Annotated in this window: 28 protein-coding genes; 9 read left to right on the forward strand and 19 right to left on the reverse strand. The window is 69.9% G+C overall.

Annotation, left to right across the window (positions count from 1 at the left end; genetic code table 11):
- Positions 1-24: 24 nt before the first annotated feature.
- Both grpE and dnaK read right to left on the reverse strand, forming a co-directional pair.
- Positions 25-720, reverse strand: coding sequence for a nucleotide exchange factor GrpE (gene grpE, locus AB0L64_RS37185; RefSeq protein WP_363717673.1), 696 nt, complete (start codon positions 718-720; stop codon positions 25-27).
- Positions 717-2,579, reverse strand: coding sequence for a molecular chaperone DnaK (gene dnaK, locus AB0L64_RS37190; protein ID WP_363717674.1), 1,863 nt, complete (start codon positions 2,577-2,579; stop codon positions 717-719). The genes grpE and dnaK overlap by 4 nt, the downstream gene beginning before the upstream one ends.
- A gap of 217 nt (positions 2,580-2,796) precedes the next feature.
- On the opposite strand from dnaK, the gene AB0L64_RS37195 reads away from it, so the two are divergent.
- A complete protein-coding gene (locus AB0L64_RS37195; protein WP_363717675.1) occupies positions 2,797-3,273 on the forward strand; it encodes a GNAT family N-acetyltransferase in 477 nt (158 codons plus the stop codon).
- 119 nt (positions 3,274-3,392) lie between these two features.
- On the forward strand, positions 3,393-3,833 hold the full coding sequence (locus tag AB0L64_RS37200) for a hypothetical protein (protein WP_363717676.1): 441 nt from the start codon (positions 3,393-3,395) through the stop codon (positions 3,831-3,833).
- On the opposite strand, the gene AB0L64_RS37205 is transcribed toward AB0L64_RS37200, so the two are convergent.
- Positions 3,834-4,268 (reverse strand): phosphoribosyltransferase family protein, encoded by a 435-nt coding sequence (locus AB0L64_RS37205; RefSeq protein ID WP_363717677.1) that lies wholly within the window; start codon positions 4,266-4,268, stop codon positions 3,834-3,836.
- 297 nt (positions 4,269-4,565) lie between these two features.
- On the opposite strand from AB0L64_RS37205, the gene AB0L64_RS37210 reads away from it, so the two are divergent.
- On the forward strand, positions 4,566-5,441 hold the full coding sequence (locus tag AB0L64_RS37210) for a type IV toxin-antitoxin system AbiEi family antitoxin domain-containing protein (RefSeq protein WP_363717678.1): 876 nt from the start codon (positions 4,566-4,568) through the stop codon (positions 5,439-5,441).
- 60 nt (positions 5,442-5,501) lie between these two features.
- Here the strand turns inward: AB0L64_RS37210 and hutI are convergent, their stop codons facing one another.
- The 9 genes from hutI to hutH all read right to left on the reverse strand — a co-directional run bounded on the left by hutI (position 5,502) and on the right by hutH (position 15,805).
- Positions 5,502-6,665, reverse strand: coding sequence for an imidazolonepropionase (gene hutI / locus AB0L64_RS37215; protein ID WP_363717679.1), 1,164 nt, complete (start codon positions 6,663-6,665; stop codon positions 5,502-5,504).
- Entirely contained in the window at positions 6,662-7,972 is a 1,311-nt protein-coding gene (locus AB0L64_RS37220) for a formimidoylglutamate deiminase (RefSeq protein WP_363717680.1), read from the reverse strand. Before AB0L64_RS37220 ends, hutI begins: the two co-directional genes overlap by 4 nt.
- Positions 7,969-9,156, reverse strand: coding sequence for an allantoate amidohydrolase (locus tag AB0L64_RS37225; RefSeq protein WP_363717681.1), 1,188 nt, complete (start codon positions 9,154-9,156; stop codon positions 7,969-7,971). The genes AB0L64_RS37220 and AB0L64_RS37225 overlap by 4 nt, the downstream gene beginning before the upstream one ends.
- Positions 9,153-10,076: an ABC transporter substrate-binding protein gene (locus AB0L64_RS37230; protein WP_363717682.1), complete on the reverse strand. Its 924-nt coding sequence runs from the start codon at positions 10,074-10,076 to the stop codon at positions 9,153-9,155. The genes AB0L64_RS37225 and AB0L64_RS37230 overlap by 4 nt, the downstream gene beginning before the upstream one ends.
- Before the next feature lie 79 nt (positions 10,077-10,155).
- The gene (locus tag AB0L64_RS37235; protein WP_359930992.1) at positions 10,156-10,806 is read right to left on the reverse strand and encodes an ABC transporter permease; all 651 of its coding nucleotides are present in this window, start codon (positions 10,804-10,806) and stop codon (positions 10,156-10,158) included.
- Position 10,807: 1 nt separating this feature from the next.
- Complete coding sequence (locus tag AB0L64_RS37240; RefSeq protein WP_363717683.1) at positions 10,808-11,464, reverse strand: ABC transporter permease; 657 nt, start codon at positions 11,462-11,464, stop codon at positions 10,808-10,810.
- A complete protein-coding gene (locus AB0L64_RS37245) occupies positions 11,461-12,459 on the reverse strand; it encodes an ABC transporter ATP-binding protein (RefSeq protein WP_363717684.1) in 999 nt (332 codons plus the stop codon). The genes AB0L64_RS37240 and AB0L64_RS37245 overlap by 4 nt, the downstream gene beginning before the upstream one ends.
- 132 nt (positions 12,460-12,591) lie before the next feature.
- Positions 12,592-14,247, reverse strand: a complete 1,656-nt coding sequence (hutU, locus tag AB0L64_RS37250; RefSeq protein WP_363717685.1) for a urocanate hydratase — start codon at positions 14,245-14,247, stop codon at positions 12,592-12,594.
- Positions 14,248-14,263: 16 nt separating this feature from the next.
- Positions 14,264-15,805, reverse strand: a complete 1,542-nt coding sequence (gene hutH, locus AB0L64_RS37255; protein ID WP_363717686.1) for a histidine ammonia-lyase — start codon at positions 15,803-15,805, stop codon at positions 14,264-14,266.
- 107 nt (positions 15,806-15,912) lie between these two features.
- Between hutH and AB0L64_RS37260 the strand changes: the two genes are divergently transcribed.
- The 3 genes from AB0L64_RS37260 to AB0L64_RS37270 are packed head-to-tail and all read left to right on the forward strand — an operon-like array spanning position 15,913 to position 17,771.
- Entirely contained in the window at positions 15,913-16,809 is an 897-nt protein-coding gene (locus AB0L64_RS37260; protein WP_363717687.1) for a GNAT family N-acetyltransferase, read from the forward strand.
- A complete protein-coding gene (locus tag AB0L64_RS37265) occupies positions 16,806-16,997 on the forward strand; it encodes a hypothetical protein (protein ID WP_363717688.1) in 192 nt (63 codons plus the stop codon). The genes AB0L64_RS37260 and AB0L64_RS37265 overlap by 4 nt, the downstream gene beginning before the upstream one ends.
- A gap of 15 nt (positions 16,998-17,012) precedes the next feature.
- The gene (locus AB0L64_RS37270; RefSeq protein ID WP_363717689.1) at positions 17,013-17,771 is read left to right on the forward strand and encodes an IclR family transcriptional regulator; all 759 of its coding nucleotides are present in this window, start codon (positions 17,013-17,015) and stop codon (positions 17,769-17,771) included.
- Between the two features lie 51 nt (positions 17,772-17,822).
- Here the strand turns inward: AB0L64_RS37270 and rpsN are convergent, their stop codons facing one another.
- Positions 17,823-18,128 carry a 30S ribosomal protein S14 gene (gene rpsN, locus AB0L64_RS37275; protein ID WP_363717690.1) on the reverse strand — a complete coding sequence of 102 codons (306 nt, stop codon included), beginning with the start codon at positions 18,126-18,128 and terminating at the stop codon, positions 17,823-17,825.
- Entirely contained in the window at positions 18,128-18,295 is a 168-nt protein-coding gene (gene rpmG, locus AB0L64_RS37280; protein ID WP_355695408.1) for a 50S ribosomal protein L33, read from the reverse strand. The genes rpsN and rpmG overlap by 1 nt, the downstream gene beginning before the upstream one ends.
- A gap of 103 nt (positions 18,296-18,398) precedes the next feature.
- On the opposite strand from rpmG, the gene AB0L64_RS37285 reads away from it, so the two are divergent.
- Both AB0L64_RS37285 and AB0L64_RS37290 read left to right on the forward strand, forming a co-directional pair.
- Entirely contained in the window at positions 18,399-19,472 is a 1,074-nt protein-coding gene (locus AB0L64_RS37285; protein WP_363717691.1) for a GTP-binding protein, read from the forward strand.
- The gene (locus tag AB0L64_RS37290) at positions 19,469-19,714 is read left to right on the forward strand and encodes a type B 50S ribosomal protein L31 (protein ID WP_359930961.1); all 246 of its coding nucleotides are present in this window, start codon (positions 19,469-19,471) and stop codon (positions 19,712-19,714) included. Before AB0L64_RS37285 ends, AB0L64_RS37290 begins: the two co-directional genes overlap by 4 nt.
- A gap of 61 nt (positions 19,715-19,775) precedes the next feature.
- Here the strand turns inward: AB0L64_RS37290 and AB0L64_RS37295 are convergent, their stop codons facing one another.
- Positions 19,776-20,147: a nuclear transport factor 2 family protein gene (locus AB0L64_RS37295; RefSeq protein WP_363717692.1), complete on the reverse strand. Its 372-nt coding sequence runs from the start codon at positions 20,145-20,147 to the stop codon at positions 19,776-19,778.
- Between the two features lie 105 nt (positions 20,148-20,252).
- Here AB0L64_RS37295 and AB0L64_RS37300 point away from each other — a divergent pair, with 105 nt between their 5' ends.
- The gene (locus tag AB0L64_RS37300; protein ID WP_363717693.1) at positions 20,253-21,674 is read left to right on the forward strand and encodes an aromatic amino acid lyase; all 1,422 of its coding nucleotides are present in this window, start codon (positions 20,253-20,255) and stop codon (positions 21,672-21,674) included.
- Between the two features lie 93 nt (positions 21,675-21,767).
- Here the strand turns inward: AB0L64_RS37300 and AB0L64_RS37305 are convergent, their stop codons facing one another.
- From AB0L64_RS37305 to kdpC, 4 genes are read right to left on the reverse strand one after another with little or no spacing between them, the layout of a single operon-like run.
- Positions 21,768-22,610: a hypothetical protein gene (locus tag AB0L64_RS37305; RefSeq protein WP_363717694.1), complete on the reverse strand. Its 843-nt coding sequence runs from the start codon at positions 22,608-22,610 to the stop codon at positions 21,768-21,770.
- A 49-nt stretch (positions 22,611-22,659) separates the two neighbouring features.
- Positions 22,660-23,337 carry a response regulator gene (locus AB0L64_RS37310; protein WP_363717695.1) on the reverse strand — a complete coding sequence of 226 codons (678 nt, stop codon included), beginning with the start codon at positions 23,335-23,337 and terminating at the stop codon, positions 22,660-22,662.
- Complete coding sequence (locus AB0L64_RS37315) at positions 23,315-25,894, reverse strand: DUF4118 domain-containing protein (protein ID WP_363717696.1); 2,580 nt, start codon at positions 25,892-25,894, stop codon at positions 23,315-23,317. The genes AB0L64_RS37310 and AB0L64_RS37315 overlap by 23 nt, the downstream gene beginning before the upstream one ends.
- A gap of 12 nt (positions 25,895-25,906) precedes the next feature.
- Positions 25,907-26,524, reverse strand: coding sequence for a K(+)-transporting ATPase subunit C (gene kdpC / locus AB0L64_RS37320; protein WP_363717697.1), 618 nt, complete (start codon positions 26,522-26,524; stop codon positions 25,907-25,909).
- Positions 26,525-26,532 lie beyond the last annotated feature (8 nt).

The raw sequence follows: 26,532 nt of genomic DNA on the forward strand, positions 1-26,532 counted from the left end.
GCGCCTCCCCTCCCGTCGTGTCGACTACTCCGCAGACTTGTCCGCGGCCTGTTCGTCATCAGTGCTCTCCACCGGTCCGTCGGCCTTCGCGGCGTCGGCCGGCAGTTGTTCGGTCGGCTCCGACACGGCCACCCGGGCCGCCCGGAGGATCCGCTCACCGTGCCGGTAGCCCGGCTGCATGATCATCGTCGCGGTCGGGCCGTCGACCTCGTCGGAGTAGTTGTGCAGCAGGGCCTCGTGGATCCGCGGGTCGAAGGAGTCGCCCTTCTCGCCGTACTTCACCAGGCCGAGCTTCTCGGTGACCCGCTCCAGCGATTCGGCGACCGCCTTGAACGCGCCGTCCAGTTCACCCGCGTCGCGGGCGCGGCCGATGTCGTCCAGGATCCCGAGCAGCTCGGTCAGCACAGTGCCGATGACGAGCTCCCGGGACGCTTCCCGCTCCCGGTCGACGCGGCGCTTGTAGTTCACGTACTCGGCCTGCAGTCGCTGCAGGTCCGCCGTACGCTCCGCGAGCGCCTCGGTCAGCAGGGCCTCCTGGGCGGACGGGCCGATCAGGTCCGACGGGTCGCGCGGCGGCTGTCCGGCCGGGCCGGCCGCTGCGGGCGCCGCGGACTGCTCCGCAGGCTCCCGCAGCTTGCCGGTCTCCGGGTCGATCCGGCGCTTGTCGCGGATGACAGGCTCTCCGTCACCGAACTCGCTGCCAGTCGGTCGATCCGTCACTTGTCCTCCGTCTTGTCCTGCGGCCGGTCCTCGTCCACGATCTCGGCGTCGACGACGTCGTCGTCGTTGCTGCTCGAGGTCGCGTCCTCGGAGGTGGCGCCGTCGGTCGAGCCGCCGGCGGCCTGGGCGTTCGCGTACATCGCGGCGCCCATCTTCTGGCTGGACTGGGCGAGCTTCTCCGAGGCGGCCTTGATCGCCTCGGCGTCGTCACCCTCGAGCGCCTTCTTCAGCTCGGCGACGCCGTCCTTGACCTCGGTCTTGACGTCGTCGGGGACCTTGTCCTCGTTCTCCTGCAGGAACTTCTCGGTCTGGTAGACGAGGCTCTCCGCCTGGTTGCGGCTCTCCACCGCCTCGCGGCGCTTGCGGTCCTCCTCGGCGTACTGCTCGGCGTCGCGGACCATCTGGTCGATGTCGGTCTTCGGCAGCGCCGAGCCGCCGGTCACCGTCATCCGCTGCTCCTTGCCGGTGGCCAGGTCCTTGGCGTTCACGTGCACGATGCCGTTCGCGTCGATGTCGAAGGTGACCTCGATCTGCGGCACGTTCCGCGGCGCCGGCGGCAGGCCGGTCAGCTCGAAGTTGCCGAGCGACTTGTTGTCGCGGGCCATCTCGCGCTCGCCCTGGTAGACCTGGATCATCACCGACGGCTGGTTGTCCTCGGCCGTCGTGAAGATCTCCGAACCCTTGGTCGGGATCGTGGTGTTGCGCTCGATGATCTTGGTGAACACGCCGCCCTTGGTCTCGATACCGAGGCTCAGCGGGGTCACGTCGAGCAGCAGGACGTCCTTGACCTCACCCTTCAGCACACCGGCCTGCAGGGAGGCGCCGACCGCGACGACCTCGTCCGGGTTCACACCCTTGTACGCGTCCTTGCCTGCGGTGAGCTCCTTGACCAGGTCGGCCACCGCGGGCATCCGGGTCGAACCACCGACCAGGATCACGTGGTCGATCTTCGACACGTCGATCCCGGCGTCCTTGATGACGGCCTTGAACGGGGCGCGGGCGCGCTCGAGCAGGTCGCTGGTCATCTTCTGGAACTCGGCCCGGGAGAGCTTCTCCTCCAGGTGCAGCGGGCCGGACTCGGTCAGGCTCAGGTACGGCAGGTGGATCGTCGTCTCGGCGGTGCTGGACAGCTCGATCTTGGCCTTCTCGGCGGCCTCGGTGAGGCGCTGCATGGCCATCTTGTCGCCGGACAGGTCGGTGCCGTTCTTGTTCTTGAACTGGGTCACCAGCCACTTGACGATCCGGTTGTCCCAGTCGTCACCACCGAGGTGGTTGTCACCGCTGGTCGCCTTCACCTCGAAGACGCCGTCACCGATCTCCAGCAGGGAGACGTCGAACGTGCCGCCGCCGAGGTCGAAGACCAGGATGGTCTGCTCGGCTCCCTTGTCCAGCCCGTAGGCGAGCGCTGCCGCGGTCGGCTCGTTGACGATCCGGTGCACCTTCAGGCCCGCGATCTCGCCGGCCTCCTTGGTCGCCTGGCGCTGCGCGTCGGAGAAGTACGCCGGCACGGTGATGACCGCGTCGGTGACCTGCTCCCCGAGGTACGCCTCGGCGTCCCGCTTCAGCTTCTGCAGCACGAACGCGCTGATCTGCTGCGGGGTGAACTTCTTGCCGTCGATGTCCACGCTCCAGGCCTCGCCCATGTGGCGCTTGACCGAGCGGATGGTGCGGTCGACGTTCGTGGTGGCCTGGCGCTTCGCCACCTCGCCGACCAGGACCTCGCCGTTCTTGGCGAAAGCCACCACCGAGGGCGTCGTGCGCGCTCCCTCGGCGTTGGGGATGACGGTGGGCTCGCCACCTTCCAGTACGGCGATGACGGAGTTCGTCGTACCGAGATCGATACCGACCGCGCGGGCCATGCTTTACCTCCACAGAGTTGAGTGATGCAGACTCAATGTTGCCGTTCGTCCGCCTCGGTTTCAAATCCGTGACTGAACAAACTTGAGTTCACTGGACTCAACATTGCACACCCGTCAGGTCATTCCCAAGGGCGCCCCCCGATTTCGGGGTCCCGGCCAGGGTGGCTCCAGGGAGACCCCTCCCGAAGCAAGCGTTTACCGTGCGATCCTGATCACTGTGAAGCTCCGCCCGATGACCGCCGCCGACGTCGCCGCGGTTCTCGAGCTGAACGCCACCGCCGAAGGTCTCGTCGAGCCCCTGGGCGCCGACCGTCTGGACTGGCTCCGGCTGATCGCCGCGCACGCCGTCGTGGTCGACCTGGACGGCGCCCCGGCCGGCTTCGTGCTCACGTTCACTCCCGGTTCGGCGTACGACGGGCTCGCCTTCGAGGCGTTCACGCAGACCTACGCCGACCGCTTCCTGTACATCGAGCGGATCGTGATCGCGGCCGAGCACCGCCGCCAGGGCATCGCCTCGACGGTGTACCGCGCGATCGAACGCTCCGCCCGGCCGTTCGACCGGACCGTCGCCGCGGCCCCGACCGACACCCCGGCGTACGCGTTCCACACCGCGCGCGGCTACGAGGAGGTCGGCAAGCAGCGCCTGCCCGACGGCACCACAACGGCGCTGCTGTCGAAGGACCTCGCAGCCTGAGGGCCTAGCCTCGATGTGATGAGCCTCGCGATCGATGTCTCTTCCGGCAACAACCGCACGATCGTCAAAGGCGTCGTCGGCCTGGCGTCGCCGCGGCGATCTGCCTGGTCCTGGCGGTCGTGGCCGGCGGCGGCGTCCGGATCACGTTCCTGGTCCTCGCCGTGATCCTGCTCACCGTCGCCGGCCTCCCCGCGCTGAAGCTGCGGACATTGCTCCGGCCCAGGCGCATCCTGTTCGACCCCAATGGCCTGCGGTACCAAGACCCGGCCGGGCCCTGGGCCTGTGGGTGGAGCGAGCTCGCCGCCCTCGTCGTACAAACGTCCGGGCACCAGGTCCGCAACGCGCAGACGCAGCTGGTGCAGGCCTACGGCCCGACGATCAACCTGCTCCTGGTGCCGGCCGGTCCTGAGTTCGCCAACCGGCACCCCGAGCTCGCAGGCCGTCGGGACGCGGACGGTCAGTTCGCGATCCCGCTCGGCCCGAACCCCGAGCTCGTCCCGGCGCTGGACGAGGCGGCCCGCCAGTTCGCCCCGCCCGGCCTTTACCAGGGTGTGCGCTGATCAGAGCTGGCGTACGTCGAGGAGTGAGCGGACCGGGAGGTCGTGGCGGAGCCGCGGATCGGTGAGTGCGTCGACGATGCACGCCGCGCCGACCCAGTGCGCGCCGCAGTCCTCCACCAGTGCCCGCGCCGCCCGTGCGGTTGCCCCGGTGTCGACCCAGTCGTCGACCATCAACACGCGATCCCCGGCCCCGATCAGCTTCCGCCGGAACCCGAACACCACGTGCCGGTCCTGGTAGTCGGGCGCCGTCGTACGCCGTACCCACCGATCACTGTCGACAGACGAGCCGCTGTGCTTCCGCATCTCCACGAACCCGACCCCGAGCGCGGCCGCCGTCAACGCCCCGACCAGCGACCCCCGCGACACCGGCCCGAGCACCACCGTCGGCTGCACGTCGTACAGCCCCGCCAGCGCCGGCCCGATCTCCCGCAACAACTCCGCGTCCCGCCACCACCCGGTGACGTCCGCACAACTACTTCAGACGCCCCGATCCGTCTGCCACCGAAACGCTCCCCGAAGCCGTGCTCTCGTGTCCATACGGCAATGGTGCCCTGGTTGCGAGGTTGGGGCATGTGGTTTTGCGAACCGCCATCACCCACCAAGGCGCCCGAAAGCGCACCTCGCACGCCCGGTCGCGCGTAGTGCCCCACAGATGGCGTGCTTACTGGGTGGTGGCGGTCCGCCTGTGGACAACGCCCGCGCCGCGGCGCGCGAATTCACCATGCTGGACACATGGCAAACGTGGCCGAGGTGATCGGCAGGCGCGGCGGATCCGCGACGTTCGCGGATCTGCGCGCAGTGGTGTCCGCACGCGCGGTCCGCAACGCGCTCAGGTCGGGAGTGATCAACCGGGTGGCGAAAGGTGTCTACGCGTTGCCTGTCGCACCACCGGCACTGACCGCGGCTCGAAGCCACGGCGGTGTCGTCTCGCATCTCAGCGCTGCGCAGCACTGGGGTTTCGGGGTGATCAACCCGCCCGGCCTGCCGCACGTCACGCTGCCGCCCGGCCGGGCCCGACGCCGCAGCGGGCTGCCCTGCGTCCCGCACTGGGCGGAGGTTCCCGCGCTGGACGACGTCACCACCCCGCTTCGGACCGTCCTGGACTGCCTGCGTACTTTGCCGCCTGCGGAAGGGCTCGCCGTAGCGGACTCGGCCTTACGCACGGGAAGTGTCGAGCACGACACGCTCCTCGCCGCAGCGTTCCGGCTTCGAGGACCACACCGTCGGCGGGTTCAGCGGATGGTCGCGTTCGCCGACGGTCGCGCGGAATCAGTGTTGGAATCCGTCCTGCGCTACTTGCTGATCGAGCGGGGAATCGAAGGTTTCGTTCCTCAACTGCCGGTGCGGGACGCGGAGTTCTCGGCTCGCCTCGACCTCGGCCACCCCCGGCTGCTTCTAGGCCTCGAGGCGGACGGATTCGCCTTCCACGGGACGCGGCGAGCGCTGGTCAAGGACTGCCGCAGGCAGGCGAACCTGACGGCCCGAGGTTGGCGAGTGCTCCGCTTCAGCTGGGAGGACATCATGTACGACCCCCACTGGGTGATCGCCACGATCGAGCGGGCAGCCGGACTCCCGTCACTCACCAACCACTTGCTGCGCGCCGCCTGACCCGGCAGCTGAGCGTGCGGTGGGCAGGTGACGCGAGGTTGGTGAGTGATGGCGGTCCGCCTACACCGGTCGGCCGGCCGTGAAGGTCTGGGTGACGAGGGGGACGGCGGGGCGGTAGGCGAGGTGGAGGTACGACGGGGCGTCGAGGACGGCCAGGTCGGCTCGGGCGCCGGGGGTCAGGTGGCCGACGTCGGTGCGGCGGAGGGAGGCGGCGCCGCCGGCGGTGGCGGACCAGAGGGCCTCGGCGGGGGTCATGCGCATTTCACGGACGGCCAGGGCGATGCAGAACGGCATCGAGGACGAGTAGCCGGAGCCGGGGTTGCAGTCGGTGGCGAGGGCCACGGTGACGCCGGCGTCGAGGAGACGGCGGGCGTCTGGGTACGGCGACCTGGTGGAGAACTCGATCGCCGGGAGCAGACCGGCGACGACGCCGCTCGAGGCGAGTGCGTCGACATCCGCATCGGTGAGATAGGTGCAGTGATCGGCCGAGGCGGCGCCGACCTCGGCCGCGAGCTGGACGCCAGGACCCTCGCCGAGCTGGTTGGCATGCACACGAGCCTGCAGGCCCCGCGCCAGCCCGGCCCGGAGGATCGCCCGCCCCTGGTCCGCGTCGAACGCTCCCCGCTCCACGAAGACGTCGACCCACGTCGAGTGCTCGGCCGCCGCGTCGAGCATCGGCCCGGTCACCAGCGCCACGTACCCCGCCGGGTCGTCGGCGTAGTCGGCCGGTACGACGTGGGCGCCGAGGTACGTCGTGTCGTCGGTGAACTGCCGCGCGATCCGCAGCGCCCGCGCCTCGTCGGCGACCGTCAGCCCGTAGCCGGACTTGATCTCGACGGTGGTCGTGCCCTGGCGGCGCATCTCGGTCACCAGGCGGGCCACGTTCGCGGTCAGCTGCTCGTCGGTGGCCTCGCGGGTCGCCGCCACCGTGGTCCGGATCCCGCCGGCCGAGTACGGCGTACCGGTCATCCGGGCCGCGAACTCCTCGGCGCGATCGCCCGCGAACACCAGGTGCGAGTGCGAGTCGACGAAGCCCGGGATCACCGCCCGGCCGCCGAGGTCGACCGCTGCGTCGGCTGCCGGGGCCGCGGTTCGTCGGCCGGTCCAGGCGACCTTGCTGCCGTCGATCACCAGCGCCGCGTCGTGGAGCTCGCCGAGCGGGCCGCCGTGTGTGGGATCGTTGCTGACCAGCGAGCTGATGCCGGTCAGGAGCAGCGAGGTCATTGGGTCACCGCCGCGATCGAAGCGGCCAGCTGTGCCGGGACGTCCAGACGACCGTGCTTGCCGTCAGCAACCACATGGTTGCCCGAGACGATCACATCCGACACATCCGCGGCAGCTGCGGCGAAGACAACGGTTTCCAGTGAGCCGCCGGTGCCTGCGGTGCGGACGGTGTCCGTGCGGACGGCGACGAGGTCGGCGCGGGCGCCGGGAGCGATCACGCCCGCGTCCTCGAAGCCGATCGAGCGGTGGCCGTCCGTCGTCGCTGCTCTGAGGAGCTCGGCCGCCGACCAGTGACCGCGCTCCTGCGACGCCAGGCGCTCGTCCAGCTCGACGGCGCGCATCTCCTCGAACAGGTCGATCACCGCGTGACTGTCCGACCCGAGCGTCAACGCCGACCCCGAGTCCCGCAACTGCACCGAGGGGCCGATCCCGTCCGCGAGGTCGCGCTCGGTGGTCGGGCAGAAGCAGGAGTACGTCGCGGAGCTGCCGAGCAATCCGATGTCGACCGGCGTCAGATGGGTCGCGTGCACCGCGCTCGTCCGCCCGCTGAGGAAGCCGGTCTCGTCGAGGATCTGCGCGGGCGTCCGGCCGTACGCCTCGAGACACGCCGCGTTCTCGGCGACCTGCTCGGACAGGTGGATGTGCAGCGGTACGTCGGGGAACGCTGCCGCGACCGCGCCGAGCTGGTCGTGCGGTACGCCGCGCACCGAATGCGCCGCCGCGCCGATCACGACGTCCTCCGCGCCCTTGAGCTGCGCGACCCGGGCGGCCCAGGCGGTCGCGTCGCCGTCACTGAAGCGTTGCTGGACCTCATTGAGCGGCTGGTCGATCCCGCCGGCGACGTAACAGGTGTCGAGCAGCGCGATCCGCAGGCCGGCGTCCCGGGCGGCCTCGATCAGCGCCGTACCCATGGCGTTGGGGTCGTCGTAGCGGGCGCCGCCGGGCGCGTGGTGCAGGTAGTGGAACTCCCCGACCGCGGTGACGCCGGCGAGCAGCATCTCGGCGTACACGGCGCGGGCGAGCTCGTAGTACGTGTCGGGGGTGAGCGCTGCGGCGACCGAGTACATCTGGTCACGCCAGGTCCAGAACGTGCCGCGCTCGGTCTGCGTACGGCCGCGGAGCGCGCGGTGGAACGCATGGCTGTGACAGTTCGCGAGACCGGGGATCACCAGGCCGTGCAGCATGTGCGCGTCGCCGGGGTCCACATCGGTCTCCACCGTCGCGAACCGGCCGTCCGCGACGGTCACCAGGACGCGCTCCGCGATGCCGGTGGGAAGAAGCGCGGTCGAGCACCAGTACGACGTCACTTGGCGAGGTCCTTCAGTACGGCGGCCAGCGCGTCGACGCCGGCCAGGCAGTCGTCCATCTCGGCATACTCGGCTGGCGAATGCGAGACGCCGGTCGGGTTGCGCACGAACAGCATCGCGGTCGGGATCCCCGCGTCCGAGAACACGCCCGCGTCGTGCCCGGCGCCGGTCGGCAGCACCGGGGCGCCGTCGAGCACGTTCACCAGGCGGTCGCGCAGGCCGGCCGGGAAGTCCACGATCGGCGAGACCGACTCGGGCGTCACCTCGAGGGTGGTGCCGTCCCGCTCGGCGCGCTCGGTCGCCTGCTTGGTGATTGCTGCGAGCAATGATTCGAGCGTGGCGGTGTCGGCGGCCCGGGCGTCCAGCCAGGCGGTGACCCGCGACGGTACGGCGTTTGTTCCGTTGGGTTCCACCGACAGGCGGCCGAAGGTCGCGCGGGCACCGGCGAGCCGGGCCTGTTTGTTGGCGGCGAGGGCGGTCATCGCGTACGTGAGCATGGGATCGTGCCGGTCCTCCATCAGCGTGGTGCCGGCGTGGTTGGCCTCACCACCGAACGTGAACCGGTACCGCCCGTGCGGCCAGATCGAGCTGGCCACACCCACCGGCGCGGTCAGCCCTCTGCCTTGCTCCACATGCAGCTCGACGAACGTCCCCATCCGCCGCAGAAGCGGCGAAGGCCCGAGACCGGCCGGATCGATCCCGGCCCCTTCCAACGCTTGTCCGAGACGCACCCCGGCCCTGTCCGTCAGCTGAAGCGCCTTCTCGGCCGACAGAACCCCGGCCGCGACCCGAGACCCCAGACATGGCATCCCGAACCGCGACCCTTCTTCCTCCACAAATGCCCCCACCCCGATAGGCACCCGAGGCTCGAACCCCTCCGCCCGCAACCGATCCAGAGCCGCCAGCGCAGACACCACCCCCAGAGGCCCATCAAAAGCCCCACCATCAATCACCGAGTCCAGGTGACTACCCGTCACCACTCCCGGCGCGTCACCAGCTCCCCACCAGGCGATGAGGTTGCCGATGCCGTCGGATTCGACGGTGAGGTTGCGGGCGGCGCACTGGTCGAGGAACCAGTGCGTCGCCTCGCGTTCGGTGGGGGTCCAGCCGCCGCGGGTGTAGCCGCCGGTGTCGGGGTCGCGGCCGATGGCGGATTGGTCGGCCCAGAGGGATTCGAAGCTCAAGACAGTGGGTTCTTCGCCAGCCAGTCCTTGGCGACCGCGTCCGCGCTCTCCTTGTTCACGTCGATCCGCTTGACCAGGTCGGTCAGCACGTCCGTGGTCAGCTTGGCGTCGACGGCGTTCAGGGTCGCCACGATGTCGTCGGACTTGTGGTCGGTCCGGATCAACGGAACGATGTTGTTCGGCGGCAGGATGTTCTCCGGGTCGTCCAGCTGGACCAGACCCTCGTCCTTGATCACGGACTGCGTGGTGAACAGGTTCGTCACCTGGATCTGGTTGTCCAGCAGCGCCTTGATGCTCAGCGGACCGCCCGCGTCCAGCGTCTTGTACTCCTTGAACTCGACGCCGTACTTCTCCTTCAGCCCCTTCAGACCCGCCGACCGGACCTTGAACTCGGAGCTGCCGCCCGCGACCAGGTTCTTGTCCTTCAGGTCACCCAGCGACTTCAGGCTGTACTTGTCCGCCGTCGCCTTGGTGACCACGATCGTGTCCTCGTCGGCGGCCGGCGACTTGTCCAGCACCTCGAGCCCGGACGGCAGCGCCTTCTTCAGCGCGTCGTACGCCTTGTCGGCGTCGGTCTCGGTGGAGTTCTTGTCGAAGTACGCCAGCGCGGCGCCGGTGTACTCCGGCACCAGGTCGACGGACCCGTCCTTGATCGCGGCCATGTAGGTCTCGCGGTTGCCGATGTTCGGCTTCTTCTTCACCTCGATGCCCTTGGCGGCCAGGGCCTGGCCGTAGATCTCCGCCAGCAGCTGGCTCTCGGAGAAGTCGGCGGACCCGACGGTGATGCTGCTCACCTTCGACGGCGCGGGCGAGGACCCCGCGTTGTCGTTGCCGAGCTGGTCGCCCCCACCCCCGCAACCGGCCAGGCCGAGCACCGCCACCCCGGCGATCGCAGTACGGATGAGTGTGGATCTCAACACGAGAGCCTCCAGTGTTCTCGTTCAGCCACCGGCCGGTGCCGATGGATGTGTCTCAAGTTCATCAGGTACCCCGGACAGTTCAGCCGATCTTCAGTCCCGGCGAGACCGTGATCCGCCCGATCAGCGCGAACAGCGCGTCGAGCAGCAGCGCCAGCAGCGCCACCAGCAGCGCGCCGGTGAACATCTGCGGGAAGTCGCGCAGCTTCAGCCCGTCGATGACGTACCTCCCGAGGCCGCCGAGCGACACCAGCGCCGCGATGGTCGCGGTCGACACGATCTGCAGGGTCGCGCTGCGGATCCCGGAGATGATCAGCGGCATCGCGATCGGGATCTCCACCTTGGTCAGGATCTCCTGCCCGGTCATCCCCATCCCCCGTGCGGCGTCGATCGTGGCCGGATCGACACCCGAGATCCCGGCGTACGTCGACGCGAGGATCGGCGGGATACCGAGCGCGACCAGCGCGATCAGCACCGGCAGGAACCCGATCTGGTCGGTCAGCAGCACCGCCAGCATCAGCAGGCCGAGGCTCGGCAGCGCCCGCGCCGCGTTGCCGGTGTTGATGGCCAGGAACGCGCCGCGCCGGGTGTGCCCGATCCGCAGCCCGATCGGCAGCCCGATCGCCGTCGACAGTCCGAGCGCGGCAAACGTGTACCAGAGGTGTTCGAGAATGCGCGCCCAGATACCTTCGGGGCCGGACCAGTTGTACGAGTCGGTCAGGTACTCCCACATGTCAGGCCACCTCTCCCACAGGGGTTGCGACGCGGGCCCACGGGGTCAGCACCCGCTGCAGCGTCACGAGCACGAGGTCGGCGAGCAACGCCAGGGCCAGCGACAGCACGACACCGACCACGACCGGGGTCAGGAAGTCCTTCTGGAAGCCGAGCGTGAACAGCTCCCCCAGGCCGCCGATCCCGATCACCGCGCCGACGCTCACCATCGAGATGTTCGCGACCGTGACGACGCGCAGCCCGGTGAAGATGACCGGTACGGCGATCGGCAGGTCCACCGCGACCAGCCGGTGCAGGGAGCCGTACCCGACCGCGATCGCGGACTGCCGGACGTCGGGTGGGACGGAGCGGAGTCCGTCGATCACGTTCCGGATCAACAGCGACACCGTGTAGATGGTCAGCGCCACGATGATGTTCACCGTGGACAGCACCTTGGTGCCGAGGATCGCCGGCAGCACGATGAACAGCGCGATCGACGGCAGCGAGTAGAGGATGCCGCCGAACGCGACCAGCGGATTCGCCAGCCACCCATAGCGCGTCGCGACGTACCCGAGCGGCACCGAGATGATCAGCCCGAGGATCACCGGAATGATCGCCAGGTACACGTGCTCGACCAGCTGGTCCCAGATCAGCCCGAGGTTGTCCGCTATCCAGCTCATGAGCGGAGCGCCTCGGCGACCGTGGCCTGGTCGATGACGCCGATGGCCTTCCCGTCGTCGTCCACGCAGACACCGCAGCCGGTCGGCGAGGTGAGTACAGCGTCCAGTGCCGCGCGTAACGAGTCGCCGCGCTTGAACACCGCGCCGAGCGGCAGCAGCTCCTGCGAGCCATTGCGCCATCCGAGCGGTACGCCGTCCTGCAGGGCGAGCGCGTCCGGCAACGGCCGCACCGGCAGCTCTTCGGGGTGCACGAACGTCAGGGCACGGTAACCCCGGTCCCGCCCGACGAAGTCACGGACGAAGTCGTCGGCGGGCTCGGCGAGGAGCTCGGCCGGCGGCGCGAACTGGGCCAGCTTGCCGCCGACGCGCATCACCGCGATGGTGTCGCCGAGCTTGATCGCCTCGTCGATGTCGTGGGTGACGAACACGATCGTCTTGCCGATGTCGCGCTGCAGCCGGAGCAACTCCTCCTGCAGCTGGTTGCGCACGATCGGGTCGACGGCGCTGAACGGCTCGTCCATCAGCATGATCGCCGGGTCGGCCGCCAGCGCCCGGGCGACGCCGACTCGTTGCTGCTGGCCACCGGACAGCTGCGCCGGATACCGCTCGGCGAGCTTGAGGTCCAGGCCGACGCGTTCGAGCAGCTCCATCGCCGTACTGTGCGCCTTGCGCTTGTCCCAGCCGAGCAGCTTCGGCACGGTCGCGACGTTCTCCACGACGGTCTTGTGCGGGAACAGGCCGGCGTTCTGGATCACGTACCCGATGCCGCGCCGCAGCGCGACCGGGTCCTGGGAGTTGATGTCCTCGCCGTCGATCGAGATGGTGCCGCCGGTCCGCTCGATCGTGCGGTTGATCATCCGCAGCGACGTGGTCTTCCCGCAGCCGGACGGGCCGACGAACACGGTGATCTGGTTGCTCGGGATCCGCAGGGACAACGCGTCGACGGCGACGGTGCCGTCCGGATACCGCTTGGTGACGTCCTCGAACTCGATCATGGCGCCCCTTCGCGCTCGTTGGTCGCCCAGTTGACCCTAGCGGAACGAAAGACCGAATCCACGCGGTAGCGCGGTCTCTCACCCTGTGGGAAAGTGCACCGTAGCACTACAGATTGCCACGGTCGCAGACAGTTAGCCCTCGCGCATCGGAACCCGGACGCCGCGCTCGTCCGCGACCTCGACGGCCTTGTCGTAGCCCGCGTCGACGTGCCGGATGACGCCCATCGCCGGGTCGTTGGTGAGCACCCGCTCCAGCTTCTGCCGGGCCAGGTCGGTGCCGTCGGCAACCGATACCTGGCCGGCGTGGATGGACCGGCCGATGCCGACGCCGCCGCCGTGGTGGATCGACACCCAGGACGCGCCGCTGGCCACGTTCACCATCGCGTTCAGCAACGGCCAGTCCGCGATCGCGTCCGAGCCGTCGAGCATGCCTTCGGTCTCCCGGTACGGCGACGCCACGCTGCCGGTGTCCAGGTGGTCGCGACCGATAACGATCGGCGCCTCGAGTTCACCGGAGGCCACCATGTCGTTGAACCGGAGGCCGGCCTTGTCGCGCTCGCCCTGGCCGAGCCAGCAGATCCGGGCCGGCAGGCCCTGGAACGCGACCCGCTCGCCCGCCATCTTGATCCACCGGCTGAGGTGCTCGTTGTCCGGGAACAGGTCCAGGATCGCCTGGTCGGTCTTCGCGATGTCGGCCGGGTTGCCGGACAGCGCCGCCCACCGGAACGGGCCCTTTCCCTCACAGAACAACGGCCGGATGTACGCCGGCACGAAGCCGGGGAACTCGAAGGCGCGGCTGTAGCCCGCCTTCCGGGCCTCGTCGCGGATCGAGTTGCCGTAGTCGAAGACCTCGGCGCCCGCGTCCTGGAAGCCGACCATCGCCGCGACGTGCCGCGCCATCGAGGCCTGTGCGCGCTCGGTGAAGCCCTTCGGGTCCTTCTCGCGGGCGGTCGCCCAGTCCTCGAAGTCGATGCCGACGGGCAGGTACATCAACGGGTCGTGCGCCGACGTCTGGTCGGTGACGATGTCGATCGGCGCACCCAGCTCGAGCAGCTCGGGAACGATCACCGCGGCGTTGCCGAGGACACCGATCGACAGCGGCCGGCGCGCCTTCTTGGCCTCTTCCGCCAGCCGCAACGCCTCGTCCAGGGAGGACGCCCGGACGTCGAGGTAGCGGTGCTCGATGCGGCGCTGGATCCGCGACTCGTCGACGTCGATGCAGATCGCCACACCGTCGTTCATCGTCACGGCGAGCGGCTGCGCACCGCCCATGCCGCCGAGGCCGGCGGTCAGCGTGATCGTCCCGGCGAGCGAGCCGCCGAACTTCTTCTCCGCGACCGCGCCGAACGTCTCGTACGTGCCCTGCAGGATGCCCTGCGTGCCGATGTAGATCCACGACCCGGCCGTCATCTGACCGTACATCGTGAGGCCCATCGCCTCGAGCTTGCGGAATTCCTCCCAGGTGGCCCAGTCGCCGACCAGGTTCGAGTTCGCGATCAGCACCCGCGGCGCCCATTCGTGCGTCTGCATCACGCCGACCGGGCGGCCGGACTGGACGAGCATCGTCTCGTCGTCCTTCAGCGTGGTCAGCGTGCGCACCATCGCGTCGAACGAGTTCCAGTCCCGGGCGGCCTTGCCGGAGCCGCCGTACACGACGAGTTCGTCGGGGTGCTCGGCGACCTCCGGGTCGAGGTTGTTCTGCAGCATCCGCAGCGCGGCCTCCTGCTGCCAGCCGCGGGCGGTGAGCGTGGTGCCGCGGGGTGCGCGGACGGGACGTGGTCCGGACATGGGTGATCCAGCCTTTCTAGGAAAGTGGGCCGGTGACGGCCTCGGCAGCGGTAACATAGGTGCCATCGGCAACAAGCCGGACGGAGTGCTCGAGCTCGGGCGCGAGGAAGCGGTCGGTGGCCGGCCCCTCGACGTGCTCCCGGAGGGCTGCTCTGGCCGCAGCCGTGGCCGGGGCGGGCGTCAGCGGCGCGCGCAGGTCGAGCGCCCGTGCGGCGGTGAGGATCTCGATCGCCAGCACCCGCTCCAGGCCGTCGACGGCCCGGCGCAGCTTGCGCGCGGCGGACCAGCCCATCGAGACGTGGTCCTCCTGCATCGCGCTGCTCGGGATCGAGTCGACGCTGGCCGGGACCGCCAGGCGCTTCAGCTCGGAGACGATCGCGGCCTGCGTGTACTGCGCGATCATGTGGCCGCTGTCCACGCCCGGGTCGTCGGCCAGGAACGCGTTCAGCCCATGGCTGCGGGCGACGTCCAGGAACCGGTCGGTACGGCGTTCGCTGATGCTTGCCAGGTCCGCGACGGCGATCGCCAGGAAGTCGAGCACGTATCCGACCGGGGCGCCGTGGAAGTTGCCGTTGGACTCGACCCGGCCGTCCGGGAGTACGACGGGGTTGTCGATCGCGGCGGCCAGCTCACGGCCGGCGACGGTCGCCGCGTGTGCCGCGGTGTCGCGGGCGGCGCCGTGGACCTGGGGCGAACACCGCAGGGAGTAGGCGTCCTGCACCCGATTGCAGTCCGGCCCGCGGTGGCTGGCGACGATCGCGCTGTCCTTCAGGATCGCGCGCAGGTTGGCGGCGGCCTTCGCCTGACCGGGATGGGGCCTCAGAGCTTGCAGGTCCTCGGCGAAGACCCGGTCGGTGCCCAACTGGGCCTCGACGCTCATCGCGGCGGCCAGGTCGGCGGTCTTGAACAGCCGGTCGAGGTCGGCGAGCGCGAGCAGCAGCATGCCGAGCATGCCGTCGGTGCCGTTGATCAGCGCGAGGCCTTCCTTCTCGGCCAGCACGACCGGCTGCAGACCGTGCTGGGCCAGCGCCTCGCCCGCGTCGAGGAGGTTGCCGTCGGCATCGCGGACCTTGCCTTCGCCCATGACCGCGAGAGCGACGTGGGACAGCGGCGCGAGGTCACCCGAGCAGCCGAGGCTGCCGTACTCGTGCACCACCGGTGTCAGCTGCGCGTTGAGCAGACCGGCGTACGCCTGGGCGGTCTCGACCTTCACGCCGGTGCGGCCGGTGGCGAGCGTCGACAGCCGCAGCAGGGCCAGTGCCCGGACGACCTCGGTCTCCACCTCGGGGCCCGAGCCTGCCGCGTGCGAGCGGATCAGGCTGCGTTGCAGCTGCGCCCGGAGCTCCGGCGCGATGTGCCGCGTCGCGAGCGCGCCGAATCCGGTCGAGACGCCGTAGTGCGGGGTGTCCGCGTGGGCCAGCGCCTCGATCGCGGCGCGTGACTTCGCGATCTCCTCGAGTGCCTGGTCGTCGATCCGTACCTGCGCGCCGTACCGCGCGACCGCGACCACTTCGGCCGGGGTCAGCGGTCCGGTGCCGACATTCACTGTGTGTTCCACCCGAACATTGCACCGCGCGGGAACGATCCCCGACAGCAGCACCGCAGTACTTTCCGTCTCGGATCTGAGACAGCATTCGCGACCCTCGGTAGCCGTAGAGTCCTGCCATGGTGTTCGAGATCCGGACGGCGCGGCCGGAGGATGCGGTGGGGGTCGCCCGGGTCTGGGCAGCGGTGATGCCGCAACTGGTGAAGACCGCGCGCGCGATCGAGTTGCAGCTGCGGCATGCCCACAGCCAAGAGGTGCTGATCGCCGTCGACGGCCCGGATGTGGTCGGGTACGCGAACATCTACCTGCCGCCGCCGGACGCTTCGGCGCCTCGGGTGCGGGTGACGATCCAGGTGCCGCCGGAGTACCGCAAGCGCGGCATCGGGAGTGCGTTGACCGACACGATCACCGAGCGGGCTGTGGAACTCGGCGCGGGGCGGTTGCTGGTGGTCGTGGCCGACGATCCCGAGTCGAAGACGTTCGCGGACAAGCGCGGGTTCGCGATCGGGCGGCGGATGTCGCACTCCGCCGCCGACCTGACCGCCGCGCGCGAGCCACTCGCTCCGCCGGAGGGATTGCGCGTGGCGACGTACGACGCGTTGGACCCGCGGCAGCTGTACGACGCCGAGGTCCAGGTCCGCGACGACGACCCGAGCGGGCTGTCCGGCGGACCGGCGTACGAGGAATGGGTGCGGACGTCGTGGGACAACCCGGACATCCGGTACGACCTGAGCATCGCTGTCCTCGACGGCGACCAGGTGTTGTCGTTCGTGACCACGACCGCGGACCCGGACCGGCAAGTGATCTGGTCGAACCTGACCGGCACGATCCCCTCGGCGCGCGGCCGCGGGCTGGCGAAGGTGGTGAAGTCCGTGGCGCTGGCCCGGGCGCGGGATGCCGGGTTCACGGTCGCGTCGACCGGCAACGACGCGGCGAACGAGCCTATGCTCGCGGTGAACCGGTGGCTCGGCTACCAGCAGACCTCGGGCGCCTGGACCGCGGAGAAGCCGCTGTGAAGCGGCTCGCGACGTCGCTGACGTTCTTCCTGGTGCTGTCGCTGGTCATCGGCTACCTGGTGTCCGGGCCCGCGTTCATGGACTGGGAGGTGGCCGGCGGGCTGTTCGCGGTCGCGATCGCCGGTGAGGGCTTCCGGTTCTGGTTGCGCCGGAACCGGGCCAAGAAGCGGGACTCGTCGAGCGTGTGAGGTTACGCTGCCGTTGTGAGCGGCAACGTTCCCGCGTCGACCCGCACGTTGCGCGTGCTGACGTTCCTGGCCACCCAGCCGGGTCCGGTACCGATGGAGCGCATCGCGTCCGCGGTCGGCCTGCCGCGCTCGTCGACGTACCACTTGCTGCGGGCAATGATCGACGAGGGGTTCGTCGTCCACCTGCCCGAGGAGAAGCGGTACGGGCTCGGCGTGGCGGCCTTCGAGATCGGGTCCGCCTACCTGCGGCATGACCCGCTGGAGCGGTTGGCGCGGCCGTTGCTCGCGCAGCTGGTGCACGAGGTCGGGCAGACGGCACATCTCGGCGTATTGCACGGGCGGGAGCTGGTTTACCTGCTGAAGGAGCAGCCGCCGCGGCCGGTAACGCTGGTGACCGACGTCGGCGTACGGCTGCCTGCCACGCTCACCGCATCCGGCCGGGCGCTGCTGGCGGAGTTGCCGCCGGCCCAGGTCCGGGCTCTCTTCCCCACCCCTGAATCCTTCGTCCGCCGCACCGACCTCGGCCCGCAAACCCTCACCCAACTCCGCCGCCTCCTCGCCGACGAGAAACGCCAGGGCTATGCGGTCGAGGATTCTTTCATCACCCCCGGCGTGGCTTCTGTCGCCAGCGCCGCCGTAGACCACGCCGGCCATCCGGTCGCTGCCATCAGCGTCACGTTCCGCACCGACACCGTCCCCACCACAGACCGCCCTGGCCTAGCCCACAAAGTCCGCCAGGCCGCCAAGGCACTCACCCGACGGCTGCACGGGTAGCAAGACAGACAACCCTCCGATCCGCCTGGATCGGAGGGTTACATCTGAGGGCTACCAGGACGACTTGGTGATGCCGGGGAGTTCGCCGCGGTGGGCCATGGTGCGGAAGCGGATTCGGGAGATGCCTGCCTTGCCGATGTAGCCGCGGGCGCGGCCGTCTACGGCGTCGCGGTTGCGGATTCGGACGGGGCTGGCGTCTCGGGGGAGCTTCTGGAGCTTGAGTTGAGCTTCGGCGCGCTCCGGTGCGGTGGAGTGCGGGTCGGCGAGGATCGCTTTCAGCGTGGACCGGCGCTCGGAGTAGTGGGCGGCGGTGCGGCGGCGGTGATTGTTGCGGGCGATCTTCGCCGTGGTCGCCATCAGCGCTCTTCGCGGAAGTCGACGTGCTCACGCAGCGTCGGGTCGTACTTGCGGATCACCAGCCGGTCGGGATTGTTCCGGCGGTTCTTCCGCGTTACATAGGTAAAGCCGGTGCCCGCCGTGCTGCGGAGCTTGATGATCGGGCGGAGGTCGTTGCGCTTGGCCATGCTGTCCTTTCTCTTACTCAGCTGAACGCCGGCCGGGTGGCGGCTATTCCGCCTCGCAGGGTACTTTGTACTGGTTATCGTTTTCAACAAGACGGGAGAGTCGATGCTGCCGGTGACCTTGGTGACGGGCCTCGACGACGGGTTCCGCAGTGCCGTGGCGTGGAACCTGCTGGCCGCCGCCGGCCCGGCCGGCGTCCTCGTGGAGTACGACGTGAGCGGCCTGAGCAGCGGCAACGTCGTGCGGACGGCCCGGACCGCCGCCGGAGTGATCGACCGCGAGGTGATCACGATGGAGCATCCGTGCGTCTCCTGTGCTCTGCGCGGCTCGTTGGTGCAGCTGCTGGCGAGCGTCGCCGCCGTCGAGCGGTACGACGTCGCGATCGTCAACGTGCCCGCGGCCGGTGACACACACGCGATCGCGACCGAGATCGACCGCGACACCGACCTGCTCGTCGACGCCGTCGTCACCACCGTCGACACGGCCACCGTGACAGCCGATCTCACCGGCGACCAGCTGGTCCGGGAGCGCGGCGTCCCGACCGCGGCCGAGGACGGTCGCGCGATCGCCGAGGTCGTCGTACGGCAACTCGAGTCCGCGAACGTCGCAGTCCTGAGCACTGACGACGACTCGGTCCGTGACCTGCTGCAGGCGATCAACCCGCATCTGCTGGTCAGGACCACAACAACCGGCCTGATCGGCCTCCGCCTCACGGTCCCCGCCGTCGAACCGGGCTCGATCGCGGTTCCGACGGAGCGGACCTTCATCTGGCAGTCGGCCAGGCCTTTCCACCCCGAGCGGCTGTACGACGCCCTCGAGGACCTGGTCGCCGGCACGTGCCGCGGCCGCGGGACGCTCTGGATCGCGACACAACACCGCAACCGGCTGAGCTGGGACAGCTTCGGCACGAACATCTCGATCGGCGTCCTCGGTCCGTGGCTCGCCGACCTCCCGGCGGATCGCTGGGCGAGCGTCGGGCAGCAGCACCAGACCCGCTCGGCCCTCGAGTGGCACCCCGAGTACGGCGACCGCGCGTCGTACCTGTCCTTCACCGGCGCCGATCTGGACGCCCGGGAATTACAGGAGCGCCTCGACGGTTGTGTCCTGCGTGCGGACGAAGCGGTCCACCCCCTGACCGATCCGTTCGCCCCCTACTTGGAAGGAAGTACCGCAGCATGAAGAAGGACATCCACCCCGACTACCGCCGGGTCGTCTTCCGGGACAAGTCCGGCAACTTCAGCTTCCTCACCGGTTCGACCCGCGAGAGCAACGAGACCGTCGTCTGGGAGGACGGGAACACCTATCCCGTCGTCGACGTCGAGATCTCGTCCGCGAGCCACCCGTTCTACACGGGCCAGCAGCGCGTGATGGACACCCAGGGCCGCGTGGAGAAGTTCAAGAAGCGCTACGGTCAGTCGTAAACCCCGGCAACATCACCAGCCCGTCACCCCCACCGAGGGTGACGGGCTGTTTGCTTGCCACTCAAGCAGTAACGGTCGCCTTGTGGCAGAACGCCTGCAGCCAGCGGCCGTCCGAACGGACGTAGACCTGGCTGATCCACTCCTCGATCTCGTACGCCGTCCCGTCCCAGGTCCCGGAACTCGCCTTCCGCGCGGTGAGGACGACGGTGTCACTCACCCGGGCAATCCGCTCGCCGCCGACAGTGGTCATGGAGTGATGCTGCAACCGGCCTGACGCGATCCAGCCGATGATGTCGGCCTTGGAGGTGACCCCGGTGGCGTCGACGGCCACCCAGTCGCCGGTCCAGCATTTCGCGATCAGCTCGGCGTCGTTGCCGATCAGCACCGCGTCCGACTCGGCCGCCTGGGCGCGCACTTCGTCCTCGACTGTCATGCGTCCGATTCTGCGCTCCCCCGCCGGCGTTCGCGTCTCGAATCCGAGACGTTCGAGCGGGCGCGGCGCTTACTCCACAGGCCGGGGCGGTTCCACACTGAGGGGATGGAACCGGTGGAACTCACGGGTGCCGGGCTGTCGCCGTTGGAGGCGGTCGCGCTCGGGCAGCGGCGTACGGCGGTGCGGCTGAGCGACGAGGCCCGCAAGCGGATGTACGAGTCCGCGCAGGTGGTGGCCGACGTGGCCGGGCGGCGGCCGGTGTACGGGCGGACCACCGGCGTCGGGGCGAACCGGGACGTGCTGACGTCCGACCCGGAGCACGGCGCGCGGCTGCTCGGATCGCACTCCACGACCGGTACCACGTCGTACCCGAAGGACGTCGTCCGGCTGGGGCTGCTGATCCGGGTCAACCAGCTCGCGGCGGGCGGATCCGGACTCGAACCGGCGGTCGCCGACGCGATCGTCGACCTGCTCAACGACGACGACCTTCCGGACCTGCACCGCGGCGGCGCGATCGGCACCGGCGACCTCGGCCCGCTCGCCGAACTCGGCCTCGCGCTCGGCGACGTCATCGACGGGACCAGCGCGCTCCCGCTGCTGTCGAGCAACGCGCTCACGCTGGCCGAGTGCTGCCTCGCGTACGTCGAGGCGTCCACGCTGATCAACGTCGTACCGCTGGTCGGCGCCCTGTCCCATGTCGCGCTGCGCGGCAACGCCGAGGTGTACGACGTCCGGGTGCACGAGGCCCGTCCGCAGCCCGGCCAGGTCCGGGTCGCGCGCCGGATGCGCGAGCTGCTCGACGACCTGCCGATCCCCCCCGCGCGAGTGCAGGACCCGTTCGGGCTCAGAGCTTTCGCGCAGGTGCTCGGCCCGGCCGTCGACCATTCCGATGCCCTCGGCAACAGTGTGCGGATCGACATCAACGCGGCGGCGGAGAACCCGTTGGTGGCCGGCGACACCGTGTTGCACAACGGCAACTGGCACGCGATGCCGATCGCGCTCGCGCTGGACTCGCTCCGGCTCAGCCTGCACAGTGTCGCCACGCTGTCGACGACCCGGGTGGCGAACCTGGTCGACCCGGACTACACGGGCCTCAGCCGGTTCCTCGCCAGCGGGGCGGAGGCGAGCTCGGGCGTGATGATGATCGAGTACGTCGCGCACGACGCACTCGCCGCGGTCCGCTCGGCCGCGCAGCCCGCGACCCTCGGCACGGCGACCCTGTCCCGCGGCGCCGAGCTGCACGCCAGCTTCGCCCCGCAAGCCGCCGTACTGACGGCCCAGCTCCTCGACGCGCTCCGCGAGGTCCTCGCCAGCGAACTCGTCACCGCCGTCCGCGCGATCCGCCTGGCCGGCCTGACCCCGGACGACCTCGCCCCCGCGGCCGTCGGCCCCTGGCTGGCGGACGCGTTGGCGGCACTCCCGGGGGACTTGGCCGACCGATCCCTTCGGGAGGACCTGGAAATCGCCCGCGGGCTGCTCACCCAGTGGGGCGACCGCCAGGTCGAACACCCGGCTGAGTCTGGCTAACGGTCCCTAAGAACAGGAGGTAGTCGCCTCCGGCGGACTCAGTCACGCTCGGGCATGCCACCGAGGTGCGCTACCTCCTGTCGTTCGGCACCCTCAAAGCCGGTTGTAGGCCTTCAGGGTGCGCAGGGCACCGACGGTCACGATGCCGCGGTACTCGAGGGTCGCGGCCGGGCCCGGCGGCTCCCAGGTGATCGCCCAGCCGCCGTCGTCCTGCTGGTCCTCGACCAAGCGGTCAAGGTGGGCCTCGAGCTGGGCGTCGGTGAAGAGCGGCCGCCAGAAGCTGTCCGGGGTCGGCGCGAGGTGCAGCGGCGTCACGCCGTACGACGGGTCGGCAGCGTCACCACGGTAATGCTGAAGCTTGGGGAGCCACTCGCGCACGCGGTCGAAGTCGGCGTCAGCGGTGTGCTCCAGGAATTCCAGCGCCTCGTGCAGACCGTGTGCGTCCTCCGGGAAGCCCGCGGCCAGTTCGGTGGCGCACCAGGCGGCGGCGCGATCACGCCACGGGTGCTCGACGCCGAGCTTGTGCAGCCGGCCGACCAGGCCCGCGGTCGGGTTGATGCCGGGCTGGTACGTCCACTCGGTGATGTGCTCGGCGCGCGGGTAGCCCTCGACCGCCGGACCGCACAGCGGCACTGCACCGTCAGGGGTCGCGACCGAATCGAGCCAGTCCACCGCCCGCCGGATCATGTCCTCGTCACGCGCACCAGCCGCGAGCATCGTGTCGAACGCGACCTCCACGTCCAGCGGCAGGCTGTCCGGGCACCGCTTGTCCGGCTCCAGGCCCTGCCCGAAGCCGCCGTCGGCGTTCTGGAACCCGCGCAGCGCGTCGACCACCCCCTGCGGGTCAGCTCCTTCGAACACCGAGGCGAAGAGCCGCCGCTCGAGCACCCGAGCGTCGCGCCGTACGAAGTCCCGTCCTGCCGTGAAGATGTCCATGCCCCCACCTTTCCCCATCCGCACCGGCAGGTCTTGAACGAATCGGACGTCAGGGTTCGAAGCGGTAGCCCATGCCGGGCTCGGTGAGCAGGTGTTTGGGGCGGGCCGGGTCGGGTTCGAGTTTGCGGCGGAGCTGGCCCATGTAGAAGCGGAGGTTGCCGCCGGCGGTCTCGTAACCGGGGCCCCAGACCTCGGTGAGGAGCTGGCGCTGGGACATCAGCTTGCCGGGGTTGCGGACCAGGACTTCGAGGAGGTGCCACTCGGTCGGGGTGAGGCGGATGTCCTCGCCGTTCGCGAGCGTGACGCGCTTCGCGGCCAGGTCGACCACAGCGCTCCCGACAGTGACGACCGGCTGGTCCTGGGCGACGTTGCTGCGGCGGAGAACGGCGCGCATCCGGGCCAGCAGTTCGTCGATCCCGAACGGCTTCGTCACGTAGTCGTCCGCGCCGGCGTCCAGCGCCTCGACCTTGTCGGTCTGGTCGGTCCGCCCGGACAGCACCAGGATCGGCGCGTCGGTCCAGCCGCGCAGCCCGCGGATCACGTCGACGCCGTCGAAGTCCGGCAGCCCGAGGTCGAGGATCACCAGCTCCGGCGGATGCTGCGCAGCGACCTTCAGGGCCGACGTACCGGTGCCGGCCAGATGCACCTCGTACCCGCGTGCCTTCAGGTTGATCTGCAACGCCCGCACGATCTGCGGCTCGTCGTCAACCACCAATACCCGAGTCACCTTGCTCCGATCGTTCACGGCTGCCGGGGACCGGCACGTCAGCTGGGGCAGTCGGGATGGCGACCACCATGGTCAGTCCACCACCCGGGGTGTCCTCGGGCTGCAAGGTGCCGTGCATCGCCTCGGCGAGTCCCCGCGCGAGCGCCAGACCGAGTCCGACGCCGACCGTGTTGTCGGTGTCGCCGAGTCGCTGGAACGGCGCGAACACCCGGTCCCGGTCCGCCCGCGGGATGCCCGGTCCGCGGTCGACCACCCGGACCTCGACGGTGTCGCCGAGCGCGCTCCCGGTGATCAGCGGCGCCCGGCCGGGCGGCGAGTAGCGGATCGCGTTCGCCAGCAGGTTCGCCACTACGCGCTCGAGCAGCGCCGGGTCCGCCTCGACCAGCGGCAGCGTGTCGGGGACGTCGACGGTCACCTGGTCCGCGTCGTCGCCCAGCTCGGAGAGTACGCCGGGCAGGATCTCGTCGAGCGCCATCGGCCGGGTGAAGACCGGGAGTACGCCGGCCTGCAGCCGGCTCAGGTCGAGCAGGTTGTCGACGAGCCGCGACAACCGGTCGAGCGACTCGTCCGCGGTCTCCAGCAGCTCGGCCCGCTCGGACTCGCTCCACTCGACGTCGTCGCTGCGCAGCGAAGTCACCGACGCCTTCGCCGACGCCAACGGGGATCGCAGGTCGTGGCCGACGGCCCGCAGGAGCGCCGTACGCAGCTTGTCGGCCTCGGCCAGCGGCTTCGCCTCGGCGGCCGCCTCACTCAACCGGGCCCGATCGACGAGGGCCGCCGCGTGCGCCGCGAACGCCCCGACCAGCCGCCGCTCGTCCGCCTCCAACTGGTGGCCCTGCAGCACCAGCACCAGGTCGTCGCGGGCCGGGATCTCCGCGTCGGCCTCCTCCGGCCGGGTGCACGTGAGAGTCCCGGCCGAGGCCAAAGGTCGCCAGACTTCGGTCAGCTCGTCGTCGTCCACGCGCTCCATCAGGCACGCCCCGGTCATCCCGAACGCCTCCCGGACCCGCTCCAGCAGAGCGGGCAGCGCGGTCTCGCCCCGCAGTACCGAGCCGGCCAGGGTCGCCAGCGTCTCCGACTCCGCGGCCGCCCGGGCCGCCTGCCTGGTACGGCGGGCGGCGCGGTCGACGACCGAGCTGACCATCGCGGCGACCATCACGAAGATCGCCAGCGCGAGGGCGTTGTTCACCTCGGCGATCGTGAACGTCCTCGTCGGCGGCGTGAAGAAGTAGTTGAGGACCAGCGAACCGCCGATCGCGGTGACCATCGCCGGCCACATGCCACCGACCAGCGCGACCACGACCACCGCGAACAGGAACGCCAGCACGTTGCTCGTCAGATTCAGCGTGTCGCCGCCGAGGCCCAGCAACAGCGCCAGCAGCGGCGGCAGGACGATCGACAGCACGAAACCCTGGATCTTGCGGCGCCGGGAGAGCGCGCCGCGCTGCCGCGGCAGCCGACCGCGGCCCATCTGCGAATGGGTGACGATGTGGACGTCGATGTCGCCGGAATCGCGGATCGTGGTGGCGCCGATCCCCGGGCCGGTGAACAGCGAACCCAGCCGGGACCGGCGACTGCCGCCGAGCACCAGCTGGGTGGCGTTCTCCGCCCGCGCGAAGGTGAGCAGCGCCGCCGGGATGTCGTCGCCGACTACCTGGTGGTAGGTCCCGCCGATCTTCTCGACGAGATTGCGCTGCTCGGCGAGCTTGGTCGGGTTCGCGCCGGTCAGGCCGTCGGAGCGCGCGACGTGCACCGCGAGGACGTCGCCGCCGGCGGACCGGGCGGCGATCCGGGCGGCGCGCCGGATCAGCGTCTCGCCCTCGGGTCCACCCGTCAGCGCGACCACGACCCGCTCCCGGGTGTCCCAGGTGGAGTCGATGTCGTGCTGGGCGCGGTACTGCTGCAGACCGGCGTCCACCCGGTCGGCGAGCCACAGCAGCGCCAGCTCCCGCAGAGCGGACAGGTTGCCGACCCGGAAGTAGTTGCCCAGGGCAGCGTCCACCTTGTCGGCGGCATAGATGTTGCCGTGCGCCATCCGCCGGCGCAGCGCCTCCGGGGTCATGTCGACGAGCTCGATCTGGTCCGCGGCCCGCACCACGCGGTCCGGAACGGTCTCCTGCTGCGGTACGCCGGTGATCTTCTCGACCACGTCGTTGATCGACTCGAGGTGCTGGATGTTCAGCGTCGAGATCACGTCGATCCCGGCGTTCAGCAGCTCCTCGATGTCCTGCCAGCGCTTCTCGTTGCGGCTGCCCGGCACGTTGGTGTGCGCCATCTCGTCGATCAGCGCGACCTCCGGCCGCCGGGCCAGCACCGCGTCGAGGTCCATCTCGGTGAAGCTGGCGCCGCGGTGGTCCAGGATCCGCCGCGGCACCGTCTCCATGCTGTCGAGCATCTCTTCGGTGTACCTGCGGCCGTGGGTCTCGACCAGGCCGACCACGACGTCGGTGCCCCGGGCATGCCGGCGACGACCCTCGCCCAGCATCTTGTAGGTCTTCCCAACGCCGGGCGCGGCCCCCAGATAGATCCGCAGATGCCCGCGGCCGCTCCTGCTCATAGCTCCATGCTCTCAGAGTGCGGCGAGCGCGCTGTTGAGCTTGACCACGTTGACGCGCGGCTCACCCAGGAAACCGAGGGTGCGACCCTCCGTGCTTGCCTTCACCAGCTTCTGGACCTCCTCGACGCTCAGCCCGCGTTCCCGAGCGACCCGGTTGACCTGCAGGGCGGCGTACGCCGGACTGATGGCCGGGTCGAGCCCGCTGCCACTGGCCGTGACCGCGTCCGGCGGGACCTGGGACGGGGCGACGCCCTCCAGCGCCGCGACCGCCTTGCGGCGCTCGTCGACCGCGGCGACCAGGTCCGCGTTGTTCGGACCGAGGTTCGACCCGCCGCTGGCGGCCGCGTCGTAGTCGCTCGCGGACGGCCGGGTCTGGAACCACTTCGGGTCGGCGACCATGATCGCCTCGCCGTCGGAGTCCTTCTTCCCACTGTCCATGGTGTACGCCTGGCCGATCAGGTCCGAGCCGACGGTCTTGCCGTCGACCTTGACGATCGAGCCGTTCGCGTTCCCGTGGAACAGCACCTGGGCGACGCCGGTCATCACCAGCGGGTACAGGATGCCGAGCACCACGGTGAAGAACAGGAGCACCCGGGCCGCCACCCCGAACTGGCGGAAACTGCTTGTCATCGACAACT

Source organism: Kribbella sp. NPDC051936, assembly GCF_040680955.1.
Classification (GTDB): Bacteria; Actinomycetota; Actinomycetes; order Propionibacteriales; family Kribbellaceae; genus Kribbella.